The following is a 13,472-nucleotide window of genomic DNA, read 5'->3' as shown; positions in this document are numbered from 1 at the left end:
TTTAATATTGTCCTGGGAAAAATTGTTGTTGTTGTTGAAATTGCTGCTGTTGGAATGGTTGTTGCTGGAATTGATTCATCATAGGTCCAGGTCGTTGGAATCCTGGATTTACGACTACGTTCTCATTCGTTTGTGTGAAGAAATGCTGAGGAACATTCACAACATGCTCACGGTTTACATTCACGATTGGATGAATGACAGGTTGCATTCTCGGTACAAATGAATCATGACATCTATATTGTGGAGGACAGACGATTGGTTGCGCAGGTGGTAACCACTGCGTTTGTTGACCTTGTTGGCATGAATTGCATGGTTGTTGCGGTCTGCATGAATGACAATGACGGTTCATAATAAAATCACCTCCCCCTTACTCTTATACTAGTAAATGCAAAAGTACACTACACGAACAAGACAAACACCTTAACCCGATTCAAATAAAGTTAAAGCATGTAAAAAAGCCTGGACTATGTCCAAGCTTTTTTATCTAACCTTTTCCTCTTTAAAACAATGTGTGGTGGTATTTTTTCTCCCCTACTTAAATCAAATGAGATATTCAAGAAAGAAAACTATATATATTTACTCGATACACTCTTCTACAAATGAGTACTTAAAGTGCAGTGAGGTGTTACCAAAGTTTGAATCAAATAAAACCCCTTCTTTGAAACAAGAAGAGGTTTAAACGTCATCGCGATTATTCTCTTCTTATCTTCAAGCGAGTGCTTCTGGAATTAGCACAGTACAATAAATTGCCTGTTGCTGAGGTATCATCGGGCCAAGCCCCTCCACCTCTCTTGATAAGAAAGTTGTTTTATTCGATTAATCCCTACTATACCCATAGACTTAGTAAATGTCAATGGATGATTTTAAAATTTTTTTTATTATAATTGAAGAACTTAAGATGGTTTTCGTTTTAATAGTACAGAATTTGGGGATAACTTCGAATAAATAGAAAAATTTGTATCGTTTGATTTCACACTACTTTGTTAGTAAGGTTAATAACTTATACTAATAATTTATATCAAGGGGGAAACATGAAGAAACTATCTAAGACCTTTTATATTTCAATGGCGTTAATTGCATTAGCTGTCGGATATGGAGCTTTTGCACCCGAGAATTTTGAAACAATTACATCAACCATTAAAAGTTTTGTTGCATCGTCTTTCGGCTGGTACTACATGCTACTTATGACATTTATGTTAGCGCTCAGTATATTTTTCATCTTAAGTCCTTACGGAAAAATCCGTCTTGGAAAAGATACAGATCGTCCACAGTTTTCTACTATTACCTGGATTTCTATGCTATTCTCTGCAGGGATGGGTATTGGCCTTGTTTTTTACGGTGCGGCTGAGCCTTTATCTCACTTTGCAATTAGTCCTGCAACGGAGGAACCTAATACAGATGCGGCTTTTAAAGAAGCTTTTCGTCAATCTTTCTTCCACTGGGGATTCCACGTTTGGGCTATGTACGGAGTTATTGCACTATCACTTGCCTTCTTCCAGTTCCGTAAAGGAGAACCTGGGTTAATCTCAGCAACTTTGAAACCAATATTTGGGAAAAGGATGGGAGGTCCATGGGGTACTCTCGTTGATGTACTTGCAGTTTTTGCTACCGCATTTGGCGTCTCTACTTCACTAGGCATCGGTGCTATTCAAATTAACGCAGGATTAAACTACCTTTTCAATGTAACTATCGGAATTGTTCCTCAAATTCTCATTATTGCTATTGTAACAATTCTTTTTGTTGCTTCTGCATGGTCTGGGCTAAGTAAGGGTATTAAATATTTATCCAACACGAATCTAGTACTTGCGCTTGCACTTCTTGGTTTTGTCCTCATTCTTGGCCCTACATTACTTATTTTTGATATTTTCACAGACTCTTTTGGTGGCTATCTGGCTAACATTGTGCAAATGAGTTTACGTACAGCACCATTGAATGCGACTAATCGCGACTGGCTTGATAATTGGACAATATTTTACTGGGCTTGGTGGATTTCATGGGCACCATTCGTAAGTATGTTTATTGCCCGCGTATCAAAAGGTCGGACAATTAAAGAGTTCGTTGCCGGTGTGCTTGTAGCACCTACATTGCTCGGAGCAATTTGGTTCTCAGCTTTTGGTACGACAGCTATTGATATGCAAAAAAGAGGAGTTGCTGATCTAGCACAGTCTTCTACCGAGCTGACTATTTTCGAAATGTTTCACTCGATGCCATTATCAACGCTTATCTCTTTTTTCGCAGTAGTACTTATTGCTTCTTTTTTCATTACATCTGCAGATTCAGCTACATTTGTTCTAGGTATGATGTCGACAAAAGGTTCATTGACTCCACCGAATAATGTAAAGCTTATCTGGGGTATCACTTTATCTGTGATTGCGATTATTTTGTTATCAGTTGGCGGATTAGACGCATTACAAAATACAATTATCATTGCTGCATTACCCTTTTCTTTTGTGATGCTATTCATGGTTGTTTCGCTAATCAAAGAACTAAAAGTGGAAGTAAAAAATATGAAAGCTAAAAAATAAAGAATAAAAACGCCAAGAGATAGCTTCCATTCCCTTGGCGTTTTCATTATATTATTTATCCATTATAAATTTTATCCAGTGCTGCTTTTTGGTCTGGCTTTACATCGATTTTTGGACGAATTGCTTTTGCTTTGCCTTCTGCTTCTTCCACCGTTTCCGCTAAACCTAGTTCCATTAAAGTTGCAACGGCTAATGTGCCGGCTCTCCCTCGTCCTGAAGTACAGTGGAAATACACATTTTTCCCTTCGTTATAAGCTTTGACTACTTCATCAACCACTTTTTTTATAGATTTATCTTGACTAGGGGATTCGTCTGCAATTGGTTGATGTACACGTAAATTTTCTGCTGGATGATCTTTTAGAGTTACTCTTAAATCGAAGATGACGTCAATTTTTTCATTTGCCAAAAGATCCTCTACACCGTCTACTCCACCAACAAAAATGCGATTAGAAACTAGTGCTTCATAGTTTTTTCCCAACCTAATCCACTCCTCTATATTGTTTTATATCATTATAACAGGGGGATTATGAGATAATAAGAAAAGATACTTTCGTAGAATTGAGGTTTTATTATGATTCGAACACTTGGAATAACAACAAACAAAGAAATAGTAAGCGATTTTCCATTAGAAGATATAAAACAAAAAACATTTGAATGGTATTGGGTAGACATTGGGCAGCCTACAAAAGAAGAGGAGGGTCTTCTAAGCTCTTTTTTTCATTTTCATCCACTTGCCATTGAGGATTGTTTACTACGTCTTCAACGGCCAAAAGCAGACCATTATGATGGGCATGTATTTTTTGTATTACATACATTCAACGAAGAAACGCTTGAAGCAGAAGAACTCAATTTATTTGTTGGAAAAGATTTTGTCGTAACTTTTCATTTCCCGCATATGCATGAATTAGAACAAGCACGTGAACGTATTATTAATAATCCAAAAGGTTGGGAACGTGGTTCGATGCACGCAACATATCATATTGTGGATAAAGTTGTGGATGCTTATTTTCCCATTGTCTATAAAATTGAAGATTATTTGAATGAAGTAGAGGATAAGCTTTCCGTGGATATGCGTCACCTATCGATGGATCAAGTATTTGATCTCCGTAGTGATTTGCTTCGTTTACGCCGAACGATATTACCAATGCGGGATCTGCTTTATAGAATCATTAACTCAGAACGGATTAATCTGCAGAAAACTGAACATGCCTATTTCGGCGATATTTATGACCATTTGCTAAAATTAGCTGATATGGTTGAGTCTAATCGAGAACTCACCGCAGATATTCGGGACAGCCATATGTCCATAAACTCTCGCCAAATGAACCGAATTATGATGATTTTAACGATTATATCATCTATTTTCATTCCTTTAACTTTTCTCGCGGGTGTATACGGGATGAATTTCGTCAATATGCCTGAACTAGAATGGCATTACGGATATTTCATCGTTTTAGGAGCAATGGTGTTAATAGCAATTTCTATGTTTGCTTGGTTTAAATTTAAAGGCTGGTTTAATTTATTTTAAGGTAGAACGACGATTACCAAACGGAGGGAAGCAATGATTGAGTTAAAAGGAACGTACAATAAGGCTATTGTTTTCACAGATACAATTGAAGATACGGCAAAGAGACAAGTAGAAGAGCTTTGTAATCTTCCATTTTTACAAAACACAAAAATACGAATGATGCCCGATTTACATGCCGGGAAAGGCTGTACAGTTGGAACGACAATGACGATTACAGATAAGATTGTGCCGAACTTCGTTGGAGTTGATCTAGGCTGCGGCATGATATGTGCAAAGCTTTCCGTTAGTAAAGAAGAAATAAACTTTGAAAAATTAGACAAAACAATTAAGAAAAATGTACCAAGCGCAACACGCATTCGCCATAAAGAGCATCGAAATACGATTGAAATTCCTTTTGCAGAAGTTGTTGCTCCCATTAACGAGGAACGAGCTAGGCTAAGCCTAGGCACACTAGGTGGGGGAAATCATTTCATCGAGCTAAACGAAGGAAATGACGGTAGCATTTACTTAGTTATCCATTCAGGTAGTCGTAACTTAGGGAAACAAATTGCAGAACATTATCAGCAAGTAGCCCATCGAATACTCGGAGATACGATTTCCAAAGATCTTGCATATGTAGAGGGTAACAATATGAAAGACTATTTATTTGACCTTTCCATTGCACAAAAATACGCTGCACTAAATCGTAAAACAATGGCAGAAGTAATCTGTAGAGGAATGGACTGGACGATTGAATCTGAGTTCGACACAACCCATAATTACATCGATTTAGAGCATATGATTTTACGAAAAGGGGCAATTTCTGCACAAGATGGCGAAATCGTTATTATCCCGATGAATATGCGAGATGGCTCGTTAATTTGCCGAGGAAAAGGTAATCCTGACTGGAACTATTCAGGTCCACACGGTGCAGGCCGAACTATGAGCCGCTCACAAGCTAGAAAAGTTGTAGCACTAGCAGACTTTGAAGCATCTATGAAGGATGTTTGGAGTACTTCAGTAGTTGCAAGTACGGTAGATGAGTCACCATTTGCTTATAAAAATATGCAAGACATCGTCGCACATATTGGAGAAACCGTAGATGTACTAGAAGTGATTAAACCTATCTATAATTTTAAAGCACACTAACTAAGGAGCTGACTATGTCAGCTCCTTAGTTATTTGCAGTCCAGTAGTAAAACAATGCAGTGAGAGTAAGTTTCTCTGTATGTAATAAGTCATGTGCAAGTGATACATGAATATTCATCGCTTGTGCTTCAAAAGCTGGATGAGTAGCGTATGGGAATATTCCAAAGCGGTACGTTGCGAGTCGTTTCCCATCAAAATTATCGACGTCGATATCACCAGACATATTCTTCGCTTCCATTTGATGTATCTTTTCTCCATTTGCATCGAAAACTACTGCTCTATTCTTCACCGAAAAAATTGGCAAGACAACAGTAGATTTCTGTGTTTTTGTATGATCATAAACTTTCAACTGCATGAACTTTATTTTATTTTTAATCGAAAATTGACTTACAAGTTCCCCATCCATTGTTTTCAATTCATATGTAATTGGAAAGAACAATCCCATCCTCAAAATAACAAATGCAGATAACCTTTGCATAAGTGGATGATCGGCTGTCGGTGTAATCTTGTAAAGTCGTTCTCCTTTATTTGAAACTAAGTAACTTCGAGGTATTAGCGAGACATCTCGCTGAAAGTTAAGCTCACTAACGGGAAAATCAATCGAATACATATGAACATTCACTTGTTGCTCTACTGGTAGTTTCTCCGCAGCGTTTTGAAAGAAAAAAGAAATACTATATAAAAAAAGTAGCGTAATACCCACACTAATATGTGTCTCGAAGTCCTTCCACATGACATCTCTAAAAATAAGTATCACAACTATGTACAAGGTAAATAGAATTAGTGACCCTAACTTCGAATATTTTGCGGTTCTTTCATAGATATGCTTCATCACCCACACCTCCTTCTATGAATACGGGTGAACACCAAAAATGTTCCATGAAAAAAGCATTCCAACGCATGTGGAATGCTTTTTACAAATTACAAATTTTAAGAACGGATTGAACAGATTCTACTGATTTATCGAGCGCTTGTTTTTCTTCATCAGTTAGCGGAAGTTCGATAATACTTTCGATTCCGTTTCCACCAATAACAGTAGGCACTCCAAGGTACAAATCATTATAACCATACTCACCTTCTAAATAAGCAATCGAAGGCAATATTCTTTTCTTATCTCGAATAATAGACTCCGCCATTTCTACAAGTGAAGCTGCTGGTGCATAGTATGCACTACCATTTCCAAGTAGCGAGACGATTTCTCCTCCGCCTTTTCTTGTACGCTCAACAATAGCATCTAAACGGTCTTTCGACATAATTTTCTCCAGTGGAATTCCTCCTGCATATGAATAACGGATAAGAGGAACCATATCATCCCCATGTCCACCCAATACAAAACCAGAAATATCTTCTACTGAAATATTTAATTCTTCTGCAACAAACGTATTAAAACGAGCCGTATCTAACACACCAGATTGGCCAATTACTCTATTTTTAGGGAATCCTGTAGTCTTGTAGCAAACGTAAGTCATTGCATCCACGGGATTACTTAAAATTAAAACATAGCTTTCTGGAGCATACTTTTTGATCTGTTCAGAAACAGCTCGCATAATTTTCGCATTCGTATTTACAAGATCATCTCTACTCATACCCGGTTTTCTAGCAATGCCCGCAGTAATGATGACCATATCTGCATCTCTTATATGCTCATAGTTAGAAGTTCCAGTAATTTTCGAGTTAAAACGTTGAACAGGACCTGTTTCTAGAATATCTAGTGCTTTCCCTTTTGCAGGGTTTTCCTGCTCCGGTACATCCACAAGTATAATATCTCCTAGTTCTTTTTGCGCTGCCATTAAGGCAACTGTGGCACCAGTGTAACCAGCACCGATAACCGCAATCTTATTTCTACGAAAAGCCAAGTGCTCTCACCCTTTCCATTATCTTCACGATTCTGCTTGTTCGTCCGCTTTCACAGCTTTTGCACGTGTTGACTTAGTAGGTTGCTTACTTTCTTCGAATTTATTGTAATCTAAAGGTTTAATCATATCGTACACAGATTGATCTGGACGTGGAATAACATGTGCTCCTAAAAGCTCTCCAACACGTTTCGCCGCCTCACGACCTGCATCTACCGCTGCTTGAACGGCACCTACATCTCCTTGAACGACAACAGTTACAATACCTCCATCGACCATTTCTTGCTTAATAAGCGTCACATGCGCCGATTTAATCATGGCATCCGCTGCTTCGATTGATCCAATTAACCCTTTTGTTTCAATCATCCCTATTGCTTGACTCATCGATTTCACCTCTTTCTACTTCAGTTGAATCAATTATTCCAATGATTACTGCATCAATTGGAATTGGATTGTCGAGCATAATATAACGTGATGAGCCTCCACTTGTAACGAGGACATCATCCCCAATACCAGCACCTATTCGATCAGCAGCAACAAACTGAGTTTTCACCGGTTTCCCGTGTACGTCGACTGGCTGAACAATGAGTAACTTTAACCCTTGTAGCCCTTCCTCTTTACGAGTAGCCCAAACGTTTCCGATCACTTTTCCTATTTGCATGCTGTCATCACCTATTTCTATTTTCTAAACGAAATGGATATTCCTAATTCGCGGGCAGTATCTTTTGCTAATGCGGTTATAATTGTTCCTTTTTCAAGAATGATTTCTTTTGTTTCTATTTCTCTTACATCATCTTTAGAAAGTAACTTTTTTTGAAAATACGAAGCAGTTTTTTCTACTTTAAGACTAGGTGCCTCTATTTGCGACTGTGTATAATTTTCTCCAGCCTTTATTAGGCGACCAATTGCTCCTTTTGAAATAAGCCCTGCATTCGCCTCGTCTGTATCGATATGCATTTCCAAACGATATTTATCGGAAACACGAATCTTTACATTTCGATAGGCAACTGGTCTAGGTCCATCTACTTCAACCGTAACATATTCACCACTTTGAACGTTCAATTGTTTAGCGTCCATAGTAGTCATATGAATATGAGCTTGCGCAACGATTAACCCTTCCTCTAAAAAGAGACTTCCTTTTGGTCCAATCATCGTAAAAGCGCCTGATCCTTCAATATCTCCTGATTCACGAAGTGGAGGCTTTACTCCTAACTTCATCGCGTCTGTCCAGCTCACTTCTGCTTGCGTCAATGAACGAGCAGGACCAAGTACTCGAACTCGTTCAATACTTCCTTTTGGTCCTGCTATTACTACTGTTTCATTGGCTGCGAATTGATTGGGCTGGGACAAGTCTGCCTTTTTTGTTAACTCATACCCTTTACCAAAAAGTGCCTCCACATGCTGTTGAGACAAATGGACATGACGGGCAGAAACAGCGATTGGTATTGAATCATTTGAGAGTACTTGTTCAACTTTTTGAAGTTGTTCTAGTACTTCCCCTACAATTTGTTCAATCAATTGCTGATTCATCTTAGAACCGCCTTTCGTATTTCACAGTTATTAGTTTTCTGACTTAGGTAAAATCATTTCAAGCTCATTATGTGGTCTTGGAATTACGTGAACAGATAATAATTCTCCAACACGTTGAGCTGCTGCTGCTCCTGCATCTGTTGCCGCTTTAACAGCACCTACATCTCCACGAACTAATACTGTTACAATTCCTCCACCAACGTGAACTTTACCAACTAAATTTACACTTGCAGCCTTTACCATTGCATCTGCTGCTTCAATTGACCCGATTAACCCTTTTGTTTCTACCATTCCTAATGCTGTACCTTCTCTAGACATATTCTTTTCCTCCTAATAGTTGTTATTTTGATAGTTGTTTTACTATTTCACTGACTAAGTCTTTCACTACATTTGGATCGACAGAGTCATTTGAACCCAATGAATGCAATACACTTGCTACTACTTGATCTGTTACATCCTCTTCTTGTGGAGTTACTTCTCCAAGCTTTGGAAGATTCACTTCTTTAATACCATAAGCCATTCTTTTAATGTTCAATAAATGCTTAGCTGACACATTGTCTGATGTAATATTGCCACCAAACGTCCCACATCCTAACGTCATAGATGGCATTAAACCAGTAGTACCACCTACAGCACCTACAGAAGACATCGTATTAACCAATATTCGAGATACCGGCATTTCTACTGCAAATTCACGTGCAATTGCATCTGTTTCTGTATGGATAGAAAGACTATGTCCCATTCCTCCAAGATTTAGAAGTGACATGCACAACTCTTTCGCATGAGCTAAATCAGCTGCTATATACATTGCAAATACAGGAGATAGCTTTTCAAGTGAAAACGGAACATCTTTTCCAACTTTCGTTTCCATCCCAACAATAATGCGAATTCCAGCTGGCAATGAAATACCTGCAAGTTGAGCAATTGCTTGTGGGCTTTTCCCTACTATTTTAGGATTTACTTTGCCGGGAATTGGAGAAATTACTTTTTCCATTATAAGTTTTTCTTCATCGGACAAAATATAAGCTCCATTTTTCTTCAATGCACGAGTAACTAATTCTGCAACATTTCGATCTACAACCATTGCTTGTTCTGTCGCACAAATTGTCCCATAATCAAACGATTTACTATTGACGATATTTTCTACCGCTTTATCAATTTTCGCTGTGCGCTCGATATATACTGGAACATTTCCTGGACCAACACCGTATGCAGGTTTCCCTGAGCTATATGCAGCTTTTACTAATGCTCCGCCACCAGTTGCAAGTATGAGATTGATATTTGGATGCTTCATTAACTGCTGTGTTGCTTCCATTGAGGCCATTGTTAAACATTGGACCAATCCTTTAGGAGCACCTGCTGCTACCGCCGCTTCTTCACATACTCTCAATGCTTCCTGCGTACATTTCACCGCATATGGGTGTGGGCTTACAACGATTGCATTTCTCGTCTTCAATGCAATAAGTGTTTTAAAAAATGCAGTGGATGTTGGATTCGTTGTTGGAATGATGCCTGCAATTACACCAAATGGTGCTGCAATTTCCACTACTTTATTAACTTTATCTTCTCCAACAATACCAACTGTTTTTAAATCTTTAATACTTTCATATACATCTCTTGAACCGACTTCATTTTTTATCTTTTTATGCTCTGCTACTCCCATACCTGTCTCTTCGGCAGCCATTTTCCCTAGCCTTGCTGACTCCGCAAAAGCTGCATCGGCCACGGCCTTCACTACTTGATCTACTTGTTCTTGTGTAAAGTTCATATACACTTGTTGAGCAGATTTTGCCGCCTGAACTGCTGTACGCATTTCCTGCAGAGCTAATAAATCCTTATCTACTACAGTAACCATTGCATTCACTCCTTTCCTAGTAATCTAATGGTCGCTTCGACATATTACAAATGGCTTCCCTAAATGCATCTGTAGCTGCTTGACAGGAGGACTGACTTCCTGTTAGTAAACCACCGCCAAAGTTTGTCTCGGAAGGAGGACCAAAGAATTCACATACTGTTACATCTGCTGCTTTTAATGCTGCGTCTAAACCAACAATTGCCTCTAGTGGTGGAGCGATTAAATACGCTAACGACTGCCCTTGTTGTATACCTGCAACTTCTGATAAATAGCTACCACAGCTAGAAATCGTCTTCGCATAAAGCGCATGATTTTCATCGTCGTTTATTGCTTCAAAATAAACATCGTTCTCAATGGTAATGCGAATGGAGTCTAATCCACTTTTCACTTCTTCTGGAGAAGGTCCTGAAATGATTCCGATAAATTCTCCCGATAGAGGTCCTGATGCATGTGCTGCACCAGCATAAAAGCTTTTTGCATAAACAACTTCGACGTCTGACTTCTTAGTTGCTTCATCAGCAGCTGTGTATCCAACATCATCAATCGTTGTAGTGAATAGCCCTAAGCTTCTTTGGTGAGGTTGTAAGTTCAACTTTTCAGCGAGACCTGCATCCACATTAGAAATTACTTGCATAGATAAAATATCTGCATATATTTTTTTCATATCCGTTCAGATACCTCCTATCCCTCTTTCTTTACTAACGACACACCACTTGCTTCGTACTTCAAGATTTTTTGAATGAGTGTACCTAAATAAGCTCCAGCTTCAACAGCAGGGATTCCACCTTTATGAATATTAGAAACAACCATCCGATCAGCTTCAATCGTACCTATTCTCGGCTTGTAACAAATATAAGCACTTAATGACTCCGCCGAAACTAGCCCTGGTCGTTCTCCGATTAAAATAATGACGATATCTGGTTGTAGAAGCTCTCCGATTTCATCCATTAACGCAACGCGACCTTTATCAACGTAAAAAGTAGTACCCATATCAATATTTAAGTTTTTTAGTGATTGCTCCAAACTTAAATATACATCTTCTAAATTTGCTTCCAATGCTTTTGCGCTAAGTCCATTTGATGCAACAATTTGCACCTTTGGAGAACGCTTGCATTTATCTAAAACTGTTTTCTTCGATTCATCCGAAAGCCTTCTTCCTAAATCCGGCCTTCTAATATACTCTTCTTTATCTAACACTTTCGTGTTTACTTGGAAGAAATTTAAACGCTCTAATATCTCTGGTGGAACTTCTCCGTAAACGGCATCCACTGCTGCTGCATGATCAAATCGAAACTGCAGCCATGTATTTGTTCTAGGTCTTGATCCTGCTCTACCTACTGCAATTCGAGAAGGTGTTTTTTTACGTAACTCCGATAGATACGCTTCTTTTTTCTCGTCAGAATCCACTTCTTTTGCAGATGATGTTTTTGCATACTCATGCTTTTTCACAAGTTTAGTTGACGGATAAAACGTCACTTCTCCCGCCACAGAAGATGAAGGATTTTCTACTACCATTTTTCCAACATCATTATTTTGATGCAACTTCACCTGTTGCTGCTCCTGATTTTGATCGTGAGAAACAGTATTCACACTACTCGTTTGGAGCTTTTCAACGACCATCTTTGTAATTTGTTTAATCAGTTGTTCATTCACAAAATGTCATCTCCTTCTCCTAGCGTGTGAATAGACTTGGGTCCCCAGCATAAGCACTAAGACGACCATTTTCATATATCCCCATTTTCTCTAACCATTTCAAATACTCTGGTGCTGGCGTTTTACCAAATGTATTAAGAAGTGTAGCAACATCATGATAACTCATCGACTGGTAGTTCAACATACAATCGTCTCCCATCGGAGTTGCGATAATAAAGTTTACACCTGCCGCTGACAATAAAACCCCTAAATCCTCAATATCATTCTGATCCGCTTTTATATGATTCGTATAACAAATATCTACACCCATTGGAATTCCATGCATTTTACCCATGAAGTGATCTTCCAAACCTGCACGAATTACTTGCTTGTTATCGTATAAATACTCTGGTCCGATAAATCCTACAACAGTATTCACAATAAATGGATCGAAATGTCTCGCAAAGCCATAATTACGCGCTTCAAGTGTCATTTGATCGATACCAAAATGTGCTTCTGCAGAAAGTTCTGATCCTTGTCCTGTCTCAAAATACATTACTTGAGGTCCAGTGCCAGTTCCTTGTTTTAATGCAAGATGGCGAGCTTCCGCTATTAACTCTGCTGATATTCCAAAAGAGCGATTAGCTACTTCTGTTCCAGCAATACTTTGGAAAATCATATCCGCTGGAGCACCTTGTTCAATTGCTTTCATTTGCGTTGTAACATGAGCTAAAACACAGTTTTGAGTTGGGATTTGCCATTCCTGAATAAAATCTTTTGTCGCATGAAGTAATCGCTTCACACTTTCAACAGAATCATCTACTGGGTTTATCCCAATAACTGCATCTCCTATTCCATAAGACAAGCCGTCCTTCAATGAGGCAATCATACCGTCTACATTATCTGTCGGATGGTTCGGCTGAAGTCGAGACGAGATAGTACCTTTTTGACCGATTGTAATATTACAAGTTGAGAGAATTTCAATTTTATTGGCTGCATGAACTAAATCGAGGTTAGACATGATTTTAGCAGTAGCCGCTATCATTTCTGAGCTTAACCCTTTACTAATACGTTTTAGTTCTCTATCTCCAACTTCATTGCTTAAAATATATTCTCTTAACTCGGCGACGCTCCAGTTTTTTATTTCTCCATAAACCTTCTCGTTTAAGTCAGCCTCAATAATTTGGGAAACCTCATCTTGCTCGATTGGTATTAATGGGTTATTACGAATATCGCTTAAAAGTATTTCACTTAGTACAGATTTTGCTGCGATTCTTTCTTGTACCGTTTCGGCTGCAACTCCTGCAAGGCGATCTCCTGACTTTTCTTCATTCGCTTTCGCCATAACATCTTTTAAATCTTGGAATTTATAATTTATTCCACCTAAAGTTGATTGTAAGTTCACTTTTGAAAGCCCTCCT

At 38.5% G+C, this 13,472-nt stretch carries 15 protein-coding genes and 1 riboswitch; of the genes, 3 read left to right on the top strand and 12 right to left on the bottom strand.

Annotation, left to right across the window (positions count from 1 at the left end):
- Position 1 precedes the first annotated feature (1 nt).
- The gene (locus RUH95_RS10670; protein WP_313892852.1) at positions 2 to 349 is read right to left on the bottom strand and encodes a hypothetical protein; all 348 of its coding nucleotides are present in this window, start codon (positions 347 to 349) and stop codon (positions 2 to 4) included.
- 350 nt (positions 350 to 699) lie between these two features.
- A riboswitch (SAM riboswitch) is annotated at positions 700 to 801 on the bottom strand.
- Positions 802 to 1,031: 230 nt separating this feature from the next.
- Here RUH95_RS10670 and RUH95_RS10665 point away from each other — a divergent pair.
- Positions 1,032 to 2,525, top strand: a complete 1,494-nt coding sequence (locus tag RUH95_RS10665; RefSeq protein WP_313892851.1) for a BCCT family transporter — start codon at positions 1,032 to 1,034, stop codon at positions 2,523 to 2,525.
- Between the two features lie 55 nt (positions 2,526 to 2,580).
- Here the strand turns inward: RUH95_RS10665 and RUH95_RS10660 are convergent, their stop codons facing one another.
- Positions 2,581 to 3,003 carry a protein-tyrosine phosphatase family protein gene (locus RUH95_RS10660; protein ID WP_313892850.1) on the bottom strand — a complete coding sequence of 141 codons (423 nt, stop codon included), beginning with the start codon at positions 3,001 to 3,003 and terminating at the stop codon, positions 2,581 to 2,583.
- A 93-nt stretch (positions 3,004 to 3,096) separates the two neighbouring features.
- Here RUH95_RS10660 and corA point away from each other — a divergent pair, with 93 nt between their 5' ends.
- Together corA and RUH95_RS10650 are read left to right on the top strand one after the other, a co-directional pair.
- Complete coding sequence (gene corA, locus RUH95_RS10655; RefSeq protein ID WP_313892849.1) at positions 3,097 to 4,053, top strand: magnesium/cobalt transporter CorA; 957 nt, start codon at positions 3,097 to 3,099, stop codon at positions 4,051 to 4,053.
- A 33-nt stretch (positions 4,054 to 4,086) separates the two neighbouring features.
- A complete protein-coding gene (locus tag RUH95_RS10650; RefSeq protein ID WP_313892848.1) occupies positions 4,087 to 5,181 on the top strand; it encodes an RtcB family protein in 1,095 nt (364 codons plus the stop codon).
- A 25-nt stretch (positions 5,182 to 5,206) separates the two neighbouring features.
- On the opposite strand, the gene RUH95_RS10645 is transcribed toward RUH95_RS10650, so the two are convergent.
- The 10 genes from RUH95_RS10645 to RUH95_RS10600 form a co-directional block, all read right to left on the bottom strand.
- On the bottom strand, positions 5,207 to 6,013 hold the full coding sequence (locus tag RUH95_RS10645) for a hypothetical protein (protein WP_313892847.1): 807 nt from the start codon (positions 6,011 to 6,013) through the stop codon (positions 5,207 to 5,209).
- 82 nt (positions 6,014 to 6,095) lie between these two features.
- Complete coding sequence (gene mdh / locus RUH95_RS10640) at positions 6,096 to 7,037, bottom strand: malate dehydrogenase (RefSeq protein ID WP_313892846.1); 942 nt, start codon at positions 7,035 to 7,037, stop codon at positions 6,096 to 6,098.
- 24 nt (positions 7,038 to 7,061) lie between these two features.
- Positions 7,062 to 7,418: a BMC domain-containing protein gene (locus RUH95_RS10635; protein ID WP_313892845.1), complete on the bottom strand. Its 357-nt coding sequence runs from the start codon at positions 7,416 to 7,418 to the stop codon at positions 7,062 to 7,064.
- The gene (locus RUH95_RS10630; RefSeq protein ID WP_313892844.1) at positions 7,393 to 7,695 is read right to left on the bottom strand and encodes a EutN/CcmL family microcompartment protein; all 303 of its coding nucleotides are present in this window, start codon (positions 7,693 to 7,695) and stop codon (positions 7,393 to 7,395) included. The genes RUH95_RS10635 and RUH95_RS10630 overlap by 26 nt, the downstream gene beginning before the upstream one ends.
- Positions 7,696 to 7,712: 17 nt before the next feature.
- A complete protein-coding gene (pduL, locus tag RUH95_RS10625; protein ID WP_313892843.1) occupies positions 7,713 to 8,564 on the bottom strand; it encodes a phosphate propanoyltransferase in 852 nt (283 codons plus the stop codon).
- Positions 8,565 to 8,594: 30 nt separating this feature from the next.
- Positions 8,595 to 8,882 carry a BMC domain-containing protein gene (locus tag RUH95_RS10620; RefSeq protein ID WP_313892842.1) on the bottom strand — a complete coding sequence of 96 codons (288 nt, stop codon included), beginning with the start codon at positions 8,880 to 8,882 and terminating at the stop codon, positions 8,595 to 8,597.
- A gap of 22 nt (positions 8,883 to 8,904) precedes the next feature.
- Positions 8,905 to 10,419 (bottom strand): aldehyde dehydrogenase family protein, encoded by a 1,515-nt coding sequence (locus RUH95_RS10615; protein WP_313892841.1) that lies wholly within the window; start codon positions 10,417 to 10,419, stop codon positions 8,905 to 8,907.
- A gap of 16 nt (positions 10,420 to 10,435) precedes the next feature.
- Positions 10,436 to 11,083, bottom strand: a complete 648-nt coding sequence (eutL, locus tag RUH95_RS10610) for an ethanolamine utilization microcompartment protein EutL (protein ID WP_313892840.1) — start codon at positions 11,081 to 11,083, stop codon at positions 10,436 to 10,438.
- A gap of 17 nt (positions 11,084 to 11,100) precedes the next feature.
- Entirely contained in the window at positions 11,101 to 12,072 is a 972-nt protein-coding gene (gene eutC / locus RUH95_RS10605; RefSeq protein ID WP_313892839.1) for an ethanolamine ammonia-lyase subunit EutC, read from the bottom strand.
- A 19-nt stretch (positions 12,073 to 12,091) separates the two neighbouring features.
- Positions 12,092 to 13,456 carry an ethanolamine ammonia-lyase subunit EutB gene (locus RUH95_RS10600; protein WP_313892838.1) on the bottom strand — a complete coding sequence of 455 codons (1,365 nt, stop codon included), beginning with the start codon at positions 13,454 to 13,456 and terminating at the stop codon, positions 12,092 to 12,094.
- Positions 13,457 to 13,472: the final 16 nt, after the last annotated feature.

It is taken from the genome of Psychrobacillus sp. (assembly GCF_032154225.1).
Lineage (GTDB): Bacteria > Bacillota > Bacilli > Bacillales_A > Planococcaceae > Psychrobacillus.
This window is presented reverse-complemented; position numbering and strand designations above follow the sequence as displayed.

What these genes read in the sequence shown, in the direction of transcription:
- RUH95_RS10670 (WP_313892852.1), bottom strand. Translation starts at nt 349, where the DNA reads ATGAACCGTCATTGTCATTCATGCAGACCGCAACAACCATGCAATTCA.
- RUH95_RS10665 (WP_313892851.1), top strand. Translation starts at nt 1,032, where the DNA reads ATGAAGAAACTATCTAAGACCTTTTATATTTCAATGGCGTTAATTGCA.
- corA (WP_313892849.1), top strand. Translation starts at nt 3,097, where the DNA reads ATGATTCGAACACTTGGAATAACAACAAACAAAGAAATAGTAAGCGAT.
- RUH95_RS10650 (WP_313892848.1), top strand. Translation starts at nt 4,087, where the DNA reads ATGATTGAGTTAAAAGGAACGTACAATAAGGCTATTGTTTTCACAGAT.
- RUH95_RS10645 (WP_313892847.1), bottom strand. Translation starts at nt 6,013, where the DNA reads ATGAAGCATATCTATGAAAGAACCGCAAAATATTCGAAGTTAGGGTCA.
- RUH95_RS10635 (WP_313892845.1), bottom strand. Translation starts at nt 7,418, where the DNA reads ATGAGTCAAGCAATAGGGATGATTGAAACAAAAGGGTTAATTGGATCA.
- RUH95_RS10630 (WP_313892844.1), bottom strand. Translation starts at nt 7,695, where the DNA reads ATGCAAATAGGAAAAGTGATCGGAAACGTTTGGGCTACTCGTAAAGAG.
- pduL (WP_313892843.1), bottom strand. Translation starts at nt 8,564, where the DNA reads ATGAATCAGCAATTGATTGAACAAATTGTAGGGGAAGTACTAGAACAA.
- RUH95_RS10620 (WP_313892842.1), bottom strand. Translation starts at nt 8,882, where the DNA reads ATGTCTAGAGAAGGTACAGCATTAGGAATGGTAGAAACAAAAGGGTTA.
- RUH95_RS10615 (WP_313892841.1), bottom strand. Translation starts at nt 10,419, where the DNA reads ATGGTTACTGTAGTAGATAAGGATTTATTAGCTCTGCAGGAAATGCGT.
- eutL (WP_313892840.1), bottom strand. Translation starts at nt 11,083, where the DNA reads ATGAAAAAAATATATGCAGATATTTTATCTATGCAAGTAATTTCTAAT.